This window comes from Micromonospora sp. DT46 (genome assembly GCF_049841735.1).
GTDB lineage: Bacteria > Actinomycetota > Actinomycetes > Mycobacteriales > Micromonosporaceae > Micromonospora > Micromonospora reichwaldensis.
In genome coordinates this window covers 174,061-189,895 of sequence record NZ_JBNCKW010000006.1, presented here as the reverse complement: position 1 = coordinate 189,895, position 15,835 = coordinate 174,061, and the positions used below count along the sequence as shown (strand labels likewise).

Annotated in this window: 16 protein-coding genes; 9 read left to right on the top strand and 7 right to left on the bottom strand. The window is 64.9% G+C overall.

The window, feature by feature from the left end; translation table 11 throughout:
* Positions 1–1,103 precede the first annotated feature (1,103 nt).
* Positions 1,104–1,250: a hypothetical protein gene (locus ACLQ20_RS18000; protein ID WP_358114345.1), complete on the bottom strand. Its 147-nt coding sequence runs from the start codon at positions 1,248–1,250 to the stop codon at positions 1,104–1,106.
* 84 nt (positions 1,251–1,334) lie between these two features.
* On the opposite strand from ACLQ20_RS18000, the gene ACLQ20_RS17995 reads away from it, so the two are divergent.
* The 3 genes from ACLQ20_RS17995 (at position 1,335) to ACLQ20_RS17985 (ending at position 4,221) form a co-directional block, all read left to right on the top strand.
* Complete coding sequence (locus ACLQ20_RS17995; protein WP_358114348.1) at positions 1,335–1,784, top strand: hypothetical protein; 450 nt, start codon at positions 1,335–1,337, stop codon at positions 1,782–1,784.
* Between the two features lie 253 nt (positions 1,785–2,037).
* Complete coding sequence (locus ACLQ20_RS17990; RefSeq protein WP_425856707.1) at positions 2,038–3,342, top strand: IS256 family transposase; 1,305 nt, start codon at positions 2,038–2,040, stop codon at positions 3,340–3,342.
* Between the two features lie 105 nt (positions 3,343–3,447).
* Positions 3,448–4,221 carry a hypothetical protein gene (locus tag ACLQ20_RS17985; RefSeq protein ID WP_358114354.1) on the top strand — a complete coding sequence of 258 codons (774 nt, stop codon included), beginning with the start codon at positions 3,448–3,450 and terminating at the stop codon, positions 4,219–4,221.
* A gap of 239 nt (positions 4,222–4,460) precedes the next feature.
* Here ACLQ20_RS17985 and ACLQ20_RS17980 read toward each other — a convergent pair whose 3' ends face one another.
* From ACLQ20_RS17980 to ACLQ20_RS17965, 4 genes are all read right to left on the bottom strand, one after another.
* Positions 4,461–4,718: a Txe/YoeB family addiction module toxin gene (locus ACLQ20_RS17980; RefSeq protein ID WP_358114357.1), complete on the bottom strand. Its 258-nt coding sequence runs from the start codon at positions 4,716–4,718 to the stop codon at positions 4,461–4,463.
* Positions 4,715–4,990: a type II toxin-antitoxin system Phd/YefM family antitoxin gene (locus ACLQ20_RS17975; RefSeq protein WP_358114360.1), complete on the bottom strand. Its 276-nt coding sequence runs from the start codon at positions 4,988–4,990 to the stop codon at positions 4,715–4,717. Before ACLQ20_RS17975 ends, ACLQ20_RS17980 begins: the two co-directional genes overlap by 4 nt.
* 301 nt (positions 4,991–5,291) lie before the next feature.
* On the bottom strand, positions 5,292–5,465 hold the full coding sequence (locus tag ACLQ20_RS17970; RefSeq protein ID WP_425856702.1) for a hypothetical protein: 174 nt from the start codon (positions 5,463–5,465) through the stop codon (positions 5,292–5,294).
* Complete coding sequence (locus ACLQ20_RS17965; protein ID WP_425856699.1) at positions 5,462–5,680, bottom strand: flavin reductase; 219 nt, start codon at positions 5,678–5,680, stop codon at positions 5,462–5,464. The genes ACLQ20_RS17970 and ACLQ20_RS17965 overlap by 4 nt, the downstream gene beginning before the upstream one ends.
* Positions 5,681–6,056: 376 nt before the next feature.
* Between ACLQ20_RS17965 and ACLQ20_RS17960 the strand changes: the two genes are divergently transcribed.
* Entirely contained in the window at positions 6,057–6,458 is a 402-nt protein-coding gene (locus tag ACLQ20_RS17960) for a GntR family transcriptional regulator (protein WP_425856696.1), read from the top strand.
* A gap of 454 nt (positions 6,459–6,912) precedes the next feature.
* Positions 6,913–8,073, top strand: a complete 1,161-nt coding sequence (locus ACLQ20_RS17955) for a DNA cytosine methyltransferase (RefSeq protein WP_425856693.1) — start codon at positions 6,913–6,915, stop codon at positions 8,071–8,073.
* Positions 8,074–8,080: 7 nt separating this feature from the next.
* On the opposite strand, the gene ACLQ20_RS17950 is transcribed toward ACLQ20_RS17955, so the two are convergent.
* Both ACLQ20_RS17950 and ACLQ20_RS17945 read right to left on the bottom strand, forming a co-directional pair.
* Complete coding sequence (locus ACLQ20_RS17950; RefSeq protein WP_425856690.1) at positions 8,081–9,226, bottom strand: restriction endonuclease, SacI family; 1,146 nt, start codon at positions 9,224–9,226, stop codon at positions 8,081–8,083.
* Positions 9,227–9,311: 85 nt separating this feature from the next.
* Positions 9,312–11,024: a DUF262 domain-containing protein gene (locus ACLQ20_RS17945; protein ID WP_425856687.1), complete on the bottom strand. Its 1,713-nt coding sequence runs from the start codon at positions 11,022–11,024 to the stop codon at positions 9,312–9,314.
* Between the two features lie 748 nt (positions 11,025–11,772).
* Between ACLQ20_RS17945 and ACLQ20_RS17940 the strand changes: the two genes are divergently transcribed.
* The 4 genes from ACLQ20_RS17940 (at position 11,773) to ACLQ20_RS17925 (ending at position 15,814) form a co-directional block, all read left to right on the top strand.
* Positions 11,773–12,285: a hypothetical protein gene (locus ACLQ20_RS17940; RefSeq protein ID WP_425856685.1), complete on the top strand. Its 513-nt coding sequence runs from the start codon at positions 11,773–11,775 to the stop codon at positions 12,283–12,285.
* A 546-nt stretch (positions 12,286–12,831) separates the two neighbouring features.
* Positions 12,832–14,400, top strand: a complete 1,569-nt coding sequence (locus ACLQ20_RS17935; RefSeq protein ID WP_425856682.1) for a replication initiator — start codon at positions 12,832–12,834, stop codon at positions 14,398–14,400.
* Positions 14,397–14,594 (top strand): excisionase family DNA-binding protein, encoded by a 198-nt coding sequence (locus tag ACLQ20_RS17930; RefSeq protein WP_425856679.1) that lies wholly within the window; start codon positions 14,397–14,399, stop codon positions 14,592–14,594. Before ACLQ20_RS17935 ends, ACLQ20_RS17930 begins: the two co-directional genes overlap by 4 nt.
* Entirely contained in the window at positions 14,594–15,814 is a 1,221-nt protein-coding gene (locus ACLQ20_RS17925; protein ID WP_425856676.1) for a tyrosine-type recombinase/integrase, read from the top strand. The genes ACLQ20_RS17930 and ACLQ20_RS17925 overlap by 1 nt, the downstream gene beginning before the upstream one ends.
* Positions 15,815–15,835 lie beyond the last annotated feature (21 nt).

Genomic DNA, 15,835 nt, shown 5'->3' with positions numbered 1-15,835 from the left:
CCACCCCCGTCGTCGACTCCTTGACCCCGAGGTGACGACCCAGCAGACATCTCCGAGTGGGAGAACAGCGAGTCACATCAAGAAGCCAGCTACTTGCCCGCCGCCGACGGCGAGGCCATCATCAGACGGCTTGCTCGCCGCTACCTAGAGGAGCGCTAGCCGACTGGGCGAGCACCGTCAGTTTGGAAGGTGCCTTGAACTGCACACAGTGCCCCATGGCAGGGACGGCCGACCTGATGGGTTAGTGGTACGCCGTGGCAGGCCGCCGTCACGGTTTCGGTCGATCACTGCACATCACCCTGGCAAGTGTTCGGCATCGATTGCCATCTAGCATCACCTCGTGGTTCCAACTAGCACGAACTCAGCTGGCGGGCTGCCGCCTCGGCGTCTCCCGCTGGGAGTCAACATCGCAAGCGCATTGTTGGTTCTTCAGGCATCGTTGCTAATACTCGCGGCGATTTCCGCCATATATGCCCAAGGGGCATCAAAGATGCCGTAAACGACGCAGCGGGTCGTTCCGGCGTCCCAGTAGACAGCAGTTCGGTCGCACTCAAGGCGTCCTACTTCCATTTCGAAGCTCGGCTCACCCCTGTGGTATTCACTCTTCTTCGCGCCTGCATTGGTTGGCGTCGCGTTGTGGGTTAGGACGGGTCAACAGAGTGCGAGAGTAGTCGCCCTCGCGACGAGCCTGCTTAGCGTGCTTTGCTGTTGCGGTTCCGGGGGGAGGCTATGGCTATCTGACGAACCAACAGAGATTGATGAAGCACTTCCGGCCGCATTCGGTCAAATGTATCCAGCATGGGTCGAACTGGGTAAGACTGGGCTAGTAGTGTCCTTTATGCCTGCCTTTATCGCGGCAGCCGCACTGGTCTTCAGCGGGCGTACGGTTGCCCGCACCTCCTCAGGATCGAACCAATGACCTCTTCGGTGTGAACGCGGGTATGGGCCCACCGGGGTGTGTCATCCGCTGGCGTCTCGTACCGTCGAGCACGGTTGCCGCACCGCCTGCCGTGGTGCTTCGCCGAATGTTGCCGATAGATCCGCTGCCTCCTCGCTGCCCAGCCTTCCGCTGAGCGCTACCTCTCGCTTGCGACCGCCGCCGGTCAGCTGGTCGCACGGCTGGGCCGAACCACAACGCGTCGAAACGACGCGTCAGCAGCCACGGCATCCTCGTCATCGCCGGCCAGAAAATCCACGTCGGCATCGGCCACGCCGGTCGAACCCTCACCGTCGAAGACCACCAAGCCCATCGCCCGTTGCGAGGTCCGCAAGCCCGAGCCTCCACGACAACGTCGGATAGCCTGCACCGACCGCGACGACCACGGAGCCCAACCATGAAGCTGCCGCCCGGAGCCACCGGCTTCAACCCGCCACCCGGCGCCCAAGCGGACCTCAGGGCCTTCACCGCCGTCTGCCACCACGCCGCCCGAGCCATCGACGCCACCGTCACCGACGTCACCCCCGCCGGCGTCACACCGAACTTCCACACGGTCGACATCGCTGACGCCCATGACCACATCGCGGTGCTGCGGCACACCACCCTGCCGTTCATCGCCTTCGCCCGCCCCCACGTCAACGGCGACGTCATGGTGACGTTCGTCGACCACCCCGACCTCGCCGCCGCCCTCACCACCCTGACCGACGCCCAGGCCCTCACCGCCGAGCAGTTGCAGACCGCACTGTCACAGGTCGACCTGAACGCCCTCAGCCGGCATGAACACGACCAGATCAACTACTGGAAACCGACCACAGTCGGCGAGCTGCTGTTTAACTTCTGGGACTGAACAGCAGTAGCCTGAGACAGCGAACAACCAAGATCGTCTAGCCGGACGTGTCACGGATCAAGTGACAGCGATCCGTAACGCATCAAGTGGAGCCCGACATTGAGTGCGCCGGAGGCTCGTACCCGTTGCGTAACGGCATAGCTGGCGGCTGCCGCCGCTGTCACGACCAGTAGGGTCGGCGGCGTGTTCAATGATCAACCCAGGAGGGACTGTAAAACGAACGGTGTAACTCCTGATCAAGGAGCAGCACCTGATGACGGATGTCGTGGTCACCGAGGTCGATACTGGCCAGGTGGCGAAGCGTGGACCGGCGCGGCCGGCAGGAGACGGTGTCGACGATCAGCTCGTCGCCCAGGTGGTGGAACAGGCCCGTGCGGCGGGTCTGCAGCTCACCGGCGAGGGCGGGCTGCTGCAGCAGCTGACCAAGCGGGTCCTGGAAGCCGCTCTCGACGGTGAGATCACCGACCACCTGGGCTATGACAAGGGCGACCCAGCCGGGAACAACGGTGGGAACTCCCGCAACGGGGTGCGGGGCAAGACGGTGCTGACCGAGGTCGGTCCGGTGCAGATCGAGGTGCCCCGCGACCGCGACGGCACGTTCGAGCCGCAGATCGTGCGTAAGCGTCAGCGCCGGTTGTCTGGGGTCGAGGACATGGTGATCTCGCTGTCGGCCAAGGGATTGACGACCGGGGAGATCCAGGCCCACCTGGCCGAGGTGTATGGCGCGGACGTGTCCCGGCAGACGATCTCCACGATCACCGACAGGGTCGTTGACGGGATGACCGAGTGGCAGAACCGGCCCCTCGACCCGGTCTACCCGGTGATCTTCCTCGACGCGGTGCACGTGAAGATCCGCGATGGGAAGGTCGCGAACAGGCCGATCTACGTGGCCCTGGCCGTCACGGTCGACGGCAACCGGGACATCCTCGGGCTCTGGGCCGGTGACGGCGGTGAGGGCGCGAAGTTCTGGCTCAGCGTCCTCACCGAGCTGAAGAACCGTGGCGTCGCGGACGCGTGCATGGTGGTCTGCGACGGACTCAAGGGTCTACCGGACGCGATCGGGCAGACCTGGCCCGAAGCAGTCGTGCAGACCTGCATCATCCCCTTGCTGCGGGCGTCGTTCCGCTACGCCGGACGGCAGCACTGGGACGCCATCGCCAAGGCCCTCAAGCCGGTCTACACGGCGGCGACCGAAGCCTCCGCCCGCGAACGCTTCGCCGAGTTCACGCAGGCGTGGGGCACAAAGTATCCGGCCATCATCCGGTTGTGGGAGCAGGCGTGGGCGGAGTTCGTGCCGTTCCTGGCCTTTGACGCCGAGATCCGCACCGTCATCTGCTCCACCAACGCCATCGAGTCCGTCAACGCCCGGATCCGCCGAGCCGTCCGGGCCCGCGGCCACTTCCCCAACGAGGGCGCCGCCCTCAAGTGCGTCTATCTCGCCGTGATGAGCCTCGACCCGACCGGGCAGGGCCGCCGGCGGTGGACCATGCGCTGGAAACCCGCCCTGAACGCCTTCGATATGGTCTTCGAAGGCCGCCTGACCGCAGGCCGCAAGTAACCCTCAACAACCCGAGTTACACCGTTCGTTTGACAGACCCACCCAGGACGTCGAACGATGACGCCACCTGCCCGGCGGCGGGTTCTCAGGCGTAGGGGAAGCAGCATGGCTTGGGAGATCATTACGGTGTGTCTCGATCCCGTGGACCGCCGCGAGATCGACGTCGCTCTGGCCGCGGCGATGCGGCCGTACGACCGGGATGCCCCGCAGTACCCGGACGATGAGTGGGGTGGGCGGTGGGACCGCTACCGGATCTGTTCGCCCGCGGGGATCCCCGTCGTTCGAGGGTATGAGAACGATCCGCGGCTGGTGCGCGGCGACTCGTCCAAGGACACGGGCCCGGGTTTTTGCGACGGTGGGCCGCGAGCGCTGCTCGATCTCAGGGCTGTCCGCACTGCGGCCGCCGAGGCGGCCGGTCGGGAGTGGGACGAGTGGCAGCAGATGGCGGCCGCCTTTCCACCGGCGCGCCCTCTCATCCACTTCGTTGAGAGTTCGGCGGAACCCCACGACTACTTCGGGCGCGAGGCATGGCAGGCCTATCACTCGCAGCCGCTCCTCGCGGCCGTGGCGAACAGATACGGCTTTACCACCGCGCCGTTTCAGCGGATCGGTAACTGGGGTGACGATCCCGTCGTCTCGTTCGGCCTGGCTCGGGTCGATTTTATGGCTTTGCGTGCTCGCGAAGCGCTGGCGACCGACGGCCTGCTGACGCTCTCGGGTGAGTGGCTCGCCCCCGATCTAATGGGCAGCAGCGCACCGGGCCTTGCTGGCCAGCTTGACAACCTACGACTTCGCCGTGAATACCTGCACTTCACGGACCTCTATCTGATGGAGCTACCACCCGACGCGATGCTACTGCACGTGCACATCCACTGCTGATCCAGGACAAATATCAGCCGCTGCGGATTGTCTGCGACGGGCCGTCGGGGCGGCGGGCTGAACATGCCGCCCGGTGGGCGTGTGGTGCGAAGCTCGGTCCGGCATGTCCAGCCGGGGTGTGGTGACTCCCTGACACCGGCAACATCGCCGATCTCGGTGTTCCCCTACTGACAAAGCGTCCGCTCACTGCGCAGACGCTCGTCTTCGTGGTCAGATGCACGCGCTTCCAGTCCGGTCCGCTACCTGTCGCCGTAGTGGTAGCGGCAGGCGATGATCTCGACGGCGTCCTTGGTGATCCGATAGACCAGCCGGTGTTCGCGATCGATCCGGCGGGACCAGAAGCCGGACAGCTCTCCCCGCAGGGGCTCCGGCTTGCCGATGCCCTCATATCCGTTGCGCATCACGTCCACGATGAGGTCGTTGATGCGCTTGACCAACTTGCGGTCGGTGTGGCTGAGGTACTGGTTCCAGGCCGTCGCGGTGAAGACCAGCCTCACGCGACGTCCCGCACGGTGGCCGGGTCGACCAGGTCCCGCTCGACCGCGTCACCCTCCTCAAGCTCCGCGATCGAGCGGCGCAGGGCTGCGGCGTTGGCCGGGTTGCGAAGGAGGTACTCGGTCTCCTTCATCGCCTCGTACTCCGCAAGCGGCACGATGACCACCGGTTCGTGGCCCGACCGGGTCACCACCACTTCCTCCGCGTCGTTGATGACGCTGTCGAGTTCGGCGGCCAGGTTCTGCCGTAGTTGGGTGAAGTTCACGGTCCGCATGACCACCTCCGGTGGTAGGTACAGAAAACTGTACCTCGGGTGGGCCTGCGTTTCGTCCCTGGTCGACCTGGCGGGGGATCCACGGGTGCTGCTGTATCGGTCCCGATCACGGCGAAAGCGGCCCCAGTCGGGGCCGCTGACCTGCGGAGGAGTGGGCCGCCAGGGACTCGAACCCTGAACCTATGGATTGCCGGCGAGCCGGTTGGATCGGGTGCCGTTCGAGGTCATCCGGCCTGCTGGCGTGCTTCTCGGCCGGGTTCGGCTGACACGGTTGCTGTACTTCGCTGCTGTACTGCTGGCGTCAGACGAGGCGCTGGATACGGACCTTGGGCTGCTCGTTCCTCAGGTGGCCCTCCTTGTGCTGGCGGACCTGCTCGTCCCAGACCTCCTGGTCGTAGTCGGGGTCTGGCGGGATCCACTTGTGGGAGCCGTCGCTGTAGTGGAACTTCTCGTCACCGGCTCGCAGGATGCTCATCGGGTCCACCCGAGGAAGCGGTGGTGCAGGTTGCCGGCGGGGACATGGGCCAGGTCCCGGGCGGCGTCGACGAGCTGGGCGGCCAGGTAGACGGCCAGCGACACGGGGGCGTTGTCGTACTCGGCTCGCAGCTCGCGCCTTCGGGTCTGGCAGGGCCAGTCGGCACCGCATCCGCCGCAGGTCCAGGCGGGGGTGACCGGGAGGTGCGTCGTCATTGCGGCGTCTTCCGCGCTGCCCGCCAATTCGATGCCGGGGCACCTCTTCGTTCGAGGTCTGACGGCCAGTGGCCTCTGTTGATCGGGATCCGATGTCTGGTGCGGCAGGGCAGCTCGCCTCCGCATCGGCAGACCTTCCGCCATCGTCGCCATGACCAGACCGGCCGGTGCCGCCTGGCCAGGGTGAGCGCGGCGGCTACCAAGTACTCCTCGTACGAGACACGAGGCACCAGGTCTCTCCTTGGGTGTCGGTCAACATCGCGGACAGCACGTCGGGGCGGGCCCTCGGCGCAACGCCGCAGCTCACGTTACTGTGACGACGTAGGACTGTAGATACAACAAGATGTAGAGCTGTTGGACACATAGCGTCAAGTTCGTGATCGACCCCAGCGCGGATCGTGCCGTGTTCCGGCAGCTCGCGGACCTCCTGCGAGACCGGATCACGTCTGGCGACCTCGCGCCCGGGGCATCGCTGCCCAGCGAGCTGCGGTTGGCTCAGGAGTACGGGCTGAGCCGCACGAGCGTCCGACAGGCGGTAGCGCTACTCCGGTCGGAAGGGCTCGTGATCGTGGAACCACCGCGCGGCACGTTCGTCCGTGCCGTCGAGCCGACCGAGACGGTGACTCTCCTCAAGGGCGACACCGCCACCGCTCGGATGCCCACACCCGTCGAGCGACGCGAGCTGGAGATGGGCGAGGGCATCCCGGTCATCGTGATCTTCCGCGCCGACGGCTCACGCGAGCTGTACTCCGCTGACCGCATCCGCGTAGGTCGCTGACCCGTCCCCACGCCACCAGTGACCCCCGCTGGGGGGATCCGGACCGGCGTTGTCGACTGCTGTTGACGGGTAGTGGCTCGCGCCGGGATGCAGGTACGGCGTACCGTCGCTCGACGTTCGGCACCGACCCGGGGCAAGGCTCCTGCTGCCTTCTCGCTGCCTCCCTGCTGCCCGACGCCGCGAGTACAACCTTTGTGCAGCAGGTCCGTTCGTGCCCGGGACCTGTCGTCTGCTTCTGGCCTGAGCAGTCTCCAGTGAAGCAGCGTCAGGTCACGAGAGGGGGCGTAGGAGGTCTCCCCACAACGATCACGAACGCTCCGAAAACGTGGAGCTACCGGCCGCTACCTAGATCGTCCCCACCCGTGATGAAGCCAACCGTGACCCGCGTGCCACTCCCGCTGACCTCCGGCAAGGTCATAGAGTCTCCCCATCGCCTTCGTGAGGAGCAACGCCGATGTCCGATCGCCTGCCAGTGATCAGCCTATTCTCGGGAGCAGGCGGCTTGGACCTGGCGGTGGAACAGTGTGGGCACGGCGCGAACGCCAAGTTCGATAGGCAGGGCGGCCTGTTGCGAGTCGCCGTGGCTACGGACTACGACGAACTTGCTTTGGAGACCCTAAGTCTGAACTCGCCAGAGACGCCGACGTTATGTCGCGACATCCGCGAAGTGTCGGCGCAAAGACTTCTCGAGGTCGCTCAGCTTGCGAAGGGCGAACCCGCTCTCGTCATCGGCGGTCCCCCTTGCACCCCCTTCAGCAAGTCCGGCTTCTGGCTCGAAGAGAAGCGCGACAGCCGGGACCCCAACGCCTCCCTCCTTGACGAGTATGTACGGGTTGTCCGCGAAACCCGTCCAGAGGCTTTTATCCTTGAAAATGTTCAAGGCCTGACCTACTCGACGCACCGAGCACAATTTCAACGCCTCCTAGGCCAACTGTCCGACCTTGGCTATAACCCACAGCACAAAGTTCTACTTGCGGCCGAGTACGGCGTTCCCCAGCTCCGCCGCCGGGTCTTCGTAGTGGGCCGCCGCGACGGGAAGTCCTTCAAGTTCCCGAAGACTACCCATTCCGGGGTAAGCGAAAGAGACCGCGTCTTCGACACGTCGAAACTTCCCTTCGTGACCGCCGGTGAGGTTCTTTCCGACCTCCTTCCGGGCACATCGGAGCCTGCGGAAGTAGTGGATGGGGAGTTCGGAGAACTCGCATCCGAGGTTCCACCCGGCCAGAATTACCTGTGGCACACGGAGCGCTATGGCGGTCGGGACGTGTTTAAGTGGCGGAGCCGCTACTGGACTTTCCTTCTGCGGCTGGACCCGGCGCGTCCGTCGACAACACTTCAGGCGCAGCCGGGACCATGGGTCGGGCCATTTCACTGGGAGAACGTCGATAACGGGCGCGGCGAAAAACGGGCACGTAGGCTGCGTGTCCCCGAACTGCTTAGGCTCATGACCATGCCCGATGACTTTAAACTGGCAGGGAACAGAGGCGATATCCAACGCCAGCTCGGTAACGCCGTTCCGGTCAAGCTGGGCCGAATTGTTGTCGATTCCCTCATGGCACAGCTCGGCTACCTCGATAGCGACGGTTCCGATTTTCAGCAACTCGAACTCGTGTAGCGAGGACTTATAGTCCCGGCAACGCCGACGGCTGCTCCTCCAGAAGTGGCCGACGAATCTGAGGCACTGATTGTCCACTCAATACGTCTGCGCCAACTAGCTCCGCCCAACGTAGCTGGGTTGTGTCCGATAGCTCCACTTCCCCAAGCCGCTGAACCATACCCGATGCGAACTCGCGGAGCGCGTCCTCAAGAAGCATCCCGCTCCATGCCAGCGCTGTAAGCACTACTTCGTCTACGCCTTGAATCCAACGAAAAACCGCATCGTTCTGAGCTGCGATGTCTGTTGGAGAATTAAGGTCAAGGGCTCCTTGATTTCGATCTAAAGCCGCATAGACGACATAGTCGATGCCACCCTCAAGACATTTATTCAGGAACTGCCGGGCCTCACTCGCCTTAGCTGGACGCTGCTTTACCTCAGCAGCCATAATCGGCACCTCTAGGCCATCTTCGAATGCGTGGACGTCGCCGGGCCAGTGGCGACTAGGGTCGGTAATCTTGCCCGTTCGTACATTGTCCCAAACCAAGCTAAAAGCCGCTGCCACTAGCGCTTGTCCGCGTGCTCCCCGCTCGGGCCGCTCGTGAACAAAAGTTCTACATCCCTGCATAAACGCGCCGAGTTCAACGCCAACCCTCTGCACTTTTACAGCTCTTCGGGATTCGACTATGCGCGTCCTTTCTCGGACCCATGCAGCCAAGGCATAGAGAGCCTCTTCCTCGCTTAATGCATCGGCTGCCCGCACCGTAGCAATAAGGCGCTCTAGACTAGACTTCTCCCTTGGCGGCGTAATGTCCGCAAGCGTCTTAATGCGTATCCACGTGTTGCCATTCAAGGGATTAGGGCTGCCTGATCCGATGTCAAACCCGTATTTCTCGCCACAAGGAGCGAGAACGTACTCCGCTAGGCTACGCATTTTGTAGCCACGCTCTGTCACGCCGTGCCGGACAACATACGGATCGATTTGCGAGCTGTAGGCCTTGGCAAGCAAAGCGCACCCAAGCACGACCGAATCTGTCTTCCGCTTCGACCTCCCGATTATCGCGGCAGCATCGAGCCACTCTTGAGGAAGTCGGCGTGCAGACCGAGAGATTTCCACAGCCTCGATTAACCGCCGCTCCGCAGCGGCCCAGTCAATTACAATTCCCTTGGCCACAATATTCCTCGGATCAAGCCAGGACTAGGCGCTGGCGATCTACATCGGATGGGCCCGCTTGAGCCTCAATCCTCAATGACAGTCCTTACACTGGGTTATTGAGAGTCCACACCTCATAGTAGGCGCGCTTCGCCATTGCCTCCGTACGAAGGTTGATCTCGTTCACGCCCCATTGCTCGGCGGCAATCACGTCGTGGTCGACCCAGACGCCGCGGGCGACGGCCTCCATCAGGGCCGGCTTCTTGGTCTCGAAGGTCTTACTATCGAGCTTTCCATTCAAGTCTTGCGGTATGAGGATAAGATTCCCGAGTTGAGCGACATCGGCGTCGTCAAGGCCCCCAGGCTTGTTGGAGCCTTGAGGTGCAAGGTGTTCGACTGTAAGGAGATTGAAGTCTGGGGTTACCGGGCTCCGGTGCAGTTTTCTCAAGATATATTGCGCCAATGGCCTCTGCTGCGAGTACACCTTCGAGGAACGAACCTCGGCGAACTTCGCTCGGAATTCGTCGAACTTCGGTAGCCGCGCGCTAAGCTTTTCGACTAGGTCCTCAATGACTTGCCTGCGCTCTTCGGTAGACACTGCTCCCCGCAGCGCCCTTCCGTGTGCCGCATACATTTTCGAGACCCCTCCGGAGGAGGGTTGGTTGGAGACAGCGGTCGCCACGAAGTGGTAGTTTTCAATGGCAGCGATTGCGCGCTTGGCCTCCTTCAGACGGAGACGCCCCGCGTCATATTCGGCCCAGACAGCCAAGAGCCACGGCACAGGTTGCCTGAGCCGGAAGAGCTGGATCGCGCGGAGCGATTCGCGCAGCGGCGCCTCGTGCAGCAACCAACTCCCCCGGTACCCCGGCTCATGGATTTGGCGATAGAGCCTTGCCTCTTCAACCAAGGCGTCAAGCAGTTCTTGCGCCACCTCAGCACTTTCGGTGGATGTGGGCCGCTGCAAATGGAGCCTGACAGGCTTGAAAAGGCCCTTCCCGCTAACGTAGTCGTGGACTGACAACCAGTAATGGAGCAGGAATCGATCAATGGTTAGGTCGGCCTCCGACTCCTCGAAGCTAGCCAGGATGGAATGCCACTTATCACGAGGTATATCGTGGCCCGGGTTGGCGGCCCCGATGGCTGCCATTAGGTGGCTTTTTACCAGGTCTGAAACCTCGAGATCCCTCCCTCGACTGTTCAGCGTCTGGAAAATAATCGTGGCATCGTCTTCATTATCAACCTCGACGAAGACGACTCTCAGGTTGAGTATCTTGTCGCGGATCTCGATCAGCTTTCCGAAAACTTCCACGGAAGAGCCTGAACCCAGATATGCGCGTAGGAGCGACCGGAGCCGGCTATTCGCAGCGCGAATCCGTCGCTCGCTTTCAACTTTTTCTGGGTCGAGTCCACCGCCGCCAGCCTGGATCCACCTCAGGAAAGCATTATCGGAGTCGGTCTGGAGAACGAAGTGTTGCTTGTTGTCAAGGATGCTTCTTCGCTCGATGAGGTTGTGAAGGCCATCCGCCGCGTCTTTCGCGTCCTCGAGGTCTAGGGTCCGGAGCTGGTCTCGGAGAGCAGACATCAGTAGCGTGACTGTCGTTACGCGCTGTTGGCCATCAACAAGGCCTTGAGTTCCGTGCTGTGAAGGAAAGACCACCATTGACCCGATAAAATAGTCCCTGTCGCTACCCACGACATCGGTCCAGAAGTCTTCGATATCGGTGTCAAGCCACTCGTATGGCCGCTGAAAGCGGGGCACTCTCAGATAATAGGAGGTGAGAACCTCAGCCATCGTCTTCGCGTTTGTGGTCACCTTCACGGCGGCCCTCCCCCACTTGCCCGACCTGAAGCACAGACCTTAGTAGCAGGACAGCCAACGGGTGACCCCTTGCGCAGGTCTCATGCATGACAGTTCAGGACCGCAACGCGAAGATTGCCTTTGATGAGCGATTTTGCCCTCATTCCTGATGGCTCAGGCTGGTGACACCGGAGCACGACCCGATTGCCATCCCGTCTGCCATCGACCCGCCCTCGTGGGGAGCGGGCCGCCGCCCGGCCCGCCACGTCAAGCGGACCTTGACGCAAGTTCGGGCGCTGGCGGGTCGGGCGGTGGTCTGCTCGGCTTGCCCGGGTCGATGGCAGACGGGATGGGCCTACCGCAACCACCCACGGACCGCGAGCCGCCGACGGAGCCCCGGCCATCCTGGAGCCGGAGCGCCCCCGCCGGAGGCGCAGTAGCCGCAACCCCGCGACCGTCGCCAGCTCGCCGACGCGGCCGGCGTGCGCTCCGCTGCGCCGCGCGGGCTCGTGGCCGCGCGGCCCGGTCGGCTGCCGGCCCACCACCCACCGGTCAACAACCTGTCGTTCTGCGGCGGCCCCTTGGGCTTTCCGCTGTCCGCGCCAGCCGCCGGGCGTGTTGCGTGGCCGGAGTCGGAGCGTCAGCGGAGCGACGGACGCGCGCCCAGGCGGCGGCGCGTGCGGCCCGCTCAGGGCCGCCTTGATAGACGTACGGAAAGTCCTCCCACACCGGCCGGCAGCCGGGCTTCCCGTCGGGGCATGCTGGGCACATGCAGATCCCTTGGCGGAGCAGCCTTGACGCGTTCGCACAGATCCTGCGGCGGCATGGCGTCGAGCAGGACTCTGTGACCGACGTGCAGGCGGCATGGAGTGCGTTCGCTGAGTTTCTGCAACTGGACATCGAAGGCATCGATCCGACTCCGGACTCCGATGCTGACGGCTTCATCGTGCAGTGGGGCCGACGGTCCTGGAGTGACAACCGTCTGATCTTGACCTTCACCCGGCAGATCGCCATCGCTGATGTCGGTGACCATGACGCCCCCTACAGGCAGCCCGAACTATGGCAGCTCGACTTGGAATTGGCTTTCGACGATGGGGTCGATCTGATTGGCCTTGACAGCCTTGACGTCCAGGACACAGGGTTCAGGTTTGCTCCCACCGGGCCGCTACGCGCCGCCGCTCTGGCGGATACCTTGGCGGAGACGCAACAGCATCCCCCTGTCCGTGCAGCCTGGATCGCGACCCCAGCGAGTAGCGGCTTGTCCTTCGAGTGCGTCTGCTGACATCCAAACCGTAAGGCGGATCAGGCCCGCCAAGCCAGTGAAGCGCGGTCACGGCGGGTTGACGTGTCGGTACCCGGTGCTACTCTGGCGCTTGTCGAGCACGCCAGCGCGGCCCTCCCGCCGGATCGCTGGACTCGACCCTGGAGACGCCGAGCGGCCTTCCTGCCGCTGATGCGGACCACGTCCCGCCGGCTCTCGATCGCACCGGCCGCTGTGCCGGTCCCTGAATCCGTTTAGCGGCTCACTGCGGCCTTCCCTGCCGTCCACGATGGCCCGGATTCGCTATTTCCACGGGTGGGGCAGCCTGCAGCGATCCACCGGATGCCGACATCCCAGGTTCCCCACCCGTGCCGGCCCTTATCACCGAGTCCACGAGCGCAAAGGACATGACCGATCGGCGGGATCTGGCATTACCAGCCAGCCGCCCTCCGGCGTGAGCCGCCCTTCCGGCGGTGCCAGGAGACACGACGAACACCACCAGCGGACCGACGTCCACGGCTGGTGGTGCTTCGTCTTCCGTCCCTGCCGCCCCGTGAGGAGAAAGCCGTGTCCACACCCCTCGACCTGTACCGCCCTGGCATCGCCAGCGGCCGTGACGCCCAAGCCCTGCACCGCGCCACCACGCCGGAGTTCTCCGGCTGGCTGGAGCACACTCGCACCGCCGGAGGCTGCGCCCGCCCGATCCGACTTACCGGCACGATCGCCGCCGTCGAGCGAGACACCGGCCGGGTCCTAGGCGAGCAGCACACCGACGAGCTGCCCGACGGGGCGCTCTACAAGGCGTGCGGCAACCGCCGCGAATCGCACTGCCCCGACTGCGCCTGGGTCTACCAGGGCGACGCCTACCAGGTCGTGCGCTGCGGCCTGACTGGCGGCAAGGGCGTCCCCGCCTCGGTCGGTCGGCACCCGGTCGTCTTCGCCACCTTCACCGCGCCGTCCTTCGGCCCGGTCCACCACCGCCACGTCCCCCGCCACACCTGCACCAACCGGCAGCGCTGCGACTGCCGTCCGGCTCCCTGCCGTGCCCGGAGCAGCGCTGGCACCTGCCGGCACGGGCAGCCGGCGGCGTGCTTCGCCCGTCACGAGGCCGGTGATCCGCGGCTCGGTCAGCCGTTGTGCCTGGACTGCTACGACCACGGCCACCAGGTCGTCTGGAACTACTTCTCGGGCGAACTGTGGCGGCGCACGAAGCAGGCCATCGAACGCCACCTCGCCGGCCTCTGCCGCAGACGCGGCATCCCCTTCGTCCAGGTCGTCACGGACTCCGGCAAGGTGCGCCGGCTGCCGCCGGTTCGGGTGTCGCACGGGAAGGTCGCCGAGATGCAGCGCCGGGCAGCTGTGCACTTCCACGTCCTGCTGCGCCTCGACGGCGTCGACCCCGACGACCTGGACGCACTCGTGCCGCCGCCGGCCGGCATCACCGTCGACGACCTGGAGGCAGCCGTCCATGCCGCCGCCCGACAGATCACCGTCACCACACCCTCGCACCCCGACCAGCCACAGGGCTGGGCGGTCGCCTGGGGCGAGCAGGTCGACGTCCGGCGAATCAACAGCGCCAGCGGCGAGCTGACCGACGCCAAGGTGGCCGCCTACCTCGCCAAGTACGCCACCAAGGCGACCGAAGCCACCGGCCACCAATCGATACGACTCACCCCTGCCACGATCGACGACTACGCCGATCCGGAAGGCGACCAGCTCGCCCGCCTCATCGACGCCTGCTGGCACCTCGGGCGGCCTACCGTCACCGACACCGCCAGCGGCGCCGCAACGGCCGGCGACCGTCAAGGCAGCCTTGACACCAAACCGAACGCCTACGCCGGGCTGCGCCGCTGGGCGCACATGCTCGGCTTCGGCGGTCACTTCCTCACCAAGGCCCGCCGCTACTCCGTCACCTTCGGCCTGCTTCGGGACACCCGCGCGACCTACCGCCGCGCAGAGGACGACGACCCCACCGACACCGTGACGGTTGGCGTTCTCACCTACGCCGGCTCCGGGTGGCTCACCGACGGCGATGCGCTCCTGGCCAACACCGCAGCCGCCCAGCGCCGGCAGGCCAGACGCATCGGCCGGGAAGAACTCGCCCACGAAGCCTGGCTCGTCGGGGCCGCCGCATGAGCAGAGACCTCACCCCGCGCTGGTACTCGCCCGCCGAGGTCGCCGGTCTGCTCGGCTTCGGCATCTCCAAGGTCAAGATGAAGATCGCCACTGGCGAGCTGCGCTCTATCAAGGACGGCAAGTACCGCCGGATCCTCCCCGAATGGGTCGACGACTACATCCGTGACCAGGTCGAGCGGCAGGAGGCGGCCTGATGCCCGGACGTAGTCGAGCCAACGGCGAAGGCTCGATCTTCCCGTACCGGAACGGCTTTGCCGCGTACGTCTGGGTCGAGAAGCCCGACGGCAAGCGGGGTCGGAAGTGGGTCTACGGCAAGACCCGCGAGGAGGTCCACGACAAGTGGATCAAGCTGCACGGGCAGGCCAAAGCCGGCCCGGTGGCGACGCGCTCTCCGACGGTGGGGGAGTACGCCGGCTACTGGCTGCGGGAGATCGTCAAGCCGAACCTCGCTCCGGGCAGCTACGTCACCTACGAGGTGGTGGTCCGGCTCTACCTTGTGCCGGGTCTCGGCGGGAAGCGGCTCGACAAGCTTCGGGTCAGTGACGTCCAGACGTGGATCAACGAGGTCGGGCGGACCTGCCAGTGCTGCGCCCAGGGCAAGGACGAGCGGCGCAAGCCCGCCCAGCGTCGCTGCTGTGCCCTCGGCCGCTGCTGTAAGGATCTGCCCTCGGCAACGAGCGTCACCCATCTGCGGACCGTGCTCCGGACGCTGCTCTCCCATGCGATCACCGAAGGGCTGATCACCCGCAATGTCGCGTCCCTGGTGAAGCTGCCACCGGTACGGAAGCGTAAGCGGAAGGCGTGGACGAGCGACGAGGCGCGGCGATTCCTGGAGTCGGCCCGCGCCGACGACGATCCGCTCTACGCCGCGTACGTCCTGGTCCTGGTGCTCGGTCTGCGTAAGGGCGAGATGTTGGGGCTCACCTGGGCTGACGTCGACCTCGACGCGGGGGAGTTGACCATCGATCGGCAGCTCCAGCGGGTGGGTGCCGAACTGCTGCACCGGGAGACGAAGACGGCCGCCTCGGACGCCATCCTGCCGCTGCCGGACATCTGCACCGTGGCGCTTGACCGCCGCCGTGCCGCGCAGGTCGCCGCCCGGGACGCCGCCGGCCCGGCCTGGCAGCCGTCAGACCTGATCTTCACCACTCGCTACGGTCGGCCGCTCGAACCACGGAACTTCAACCGTTTCTGGGACCGGCGCTGCGATGCTGCCGGAGTCCGGCGGATCACCGTCCGGGACGCCCGGCGGACCTGCGCCTCGCTCCTGGCCGACCTGGACGTCCATCCCCGGGTGGCGATGCAGATCCTCCGGCACGCCCAGTTCGCCATCACGATGGAGATCTACACGGTGGTGTCATCGGCGGCCACCCGCGACGCCCTCAGGCGGCTCGGCAGCGCGCTCGATCGGTGAAGGGGCCCACTGCTGTACTTC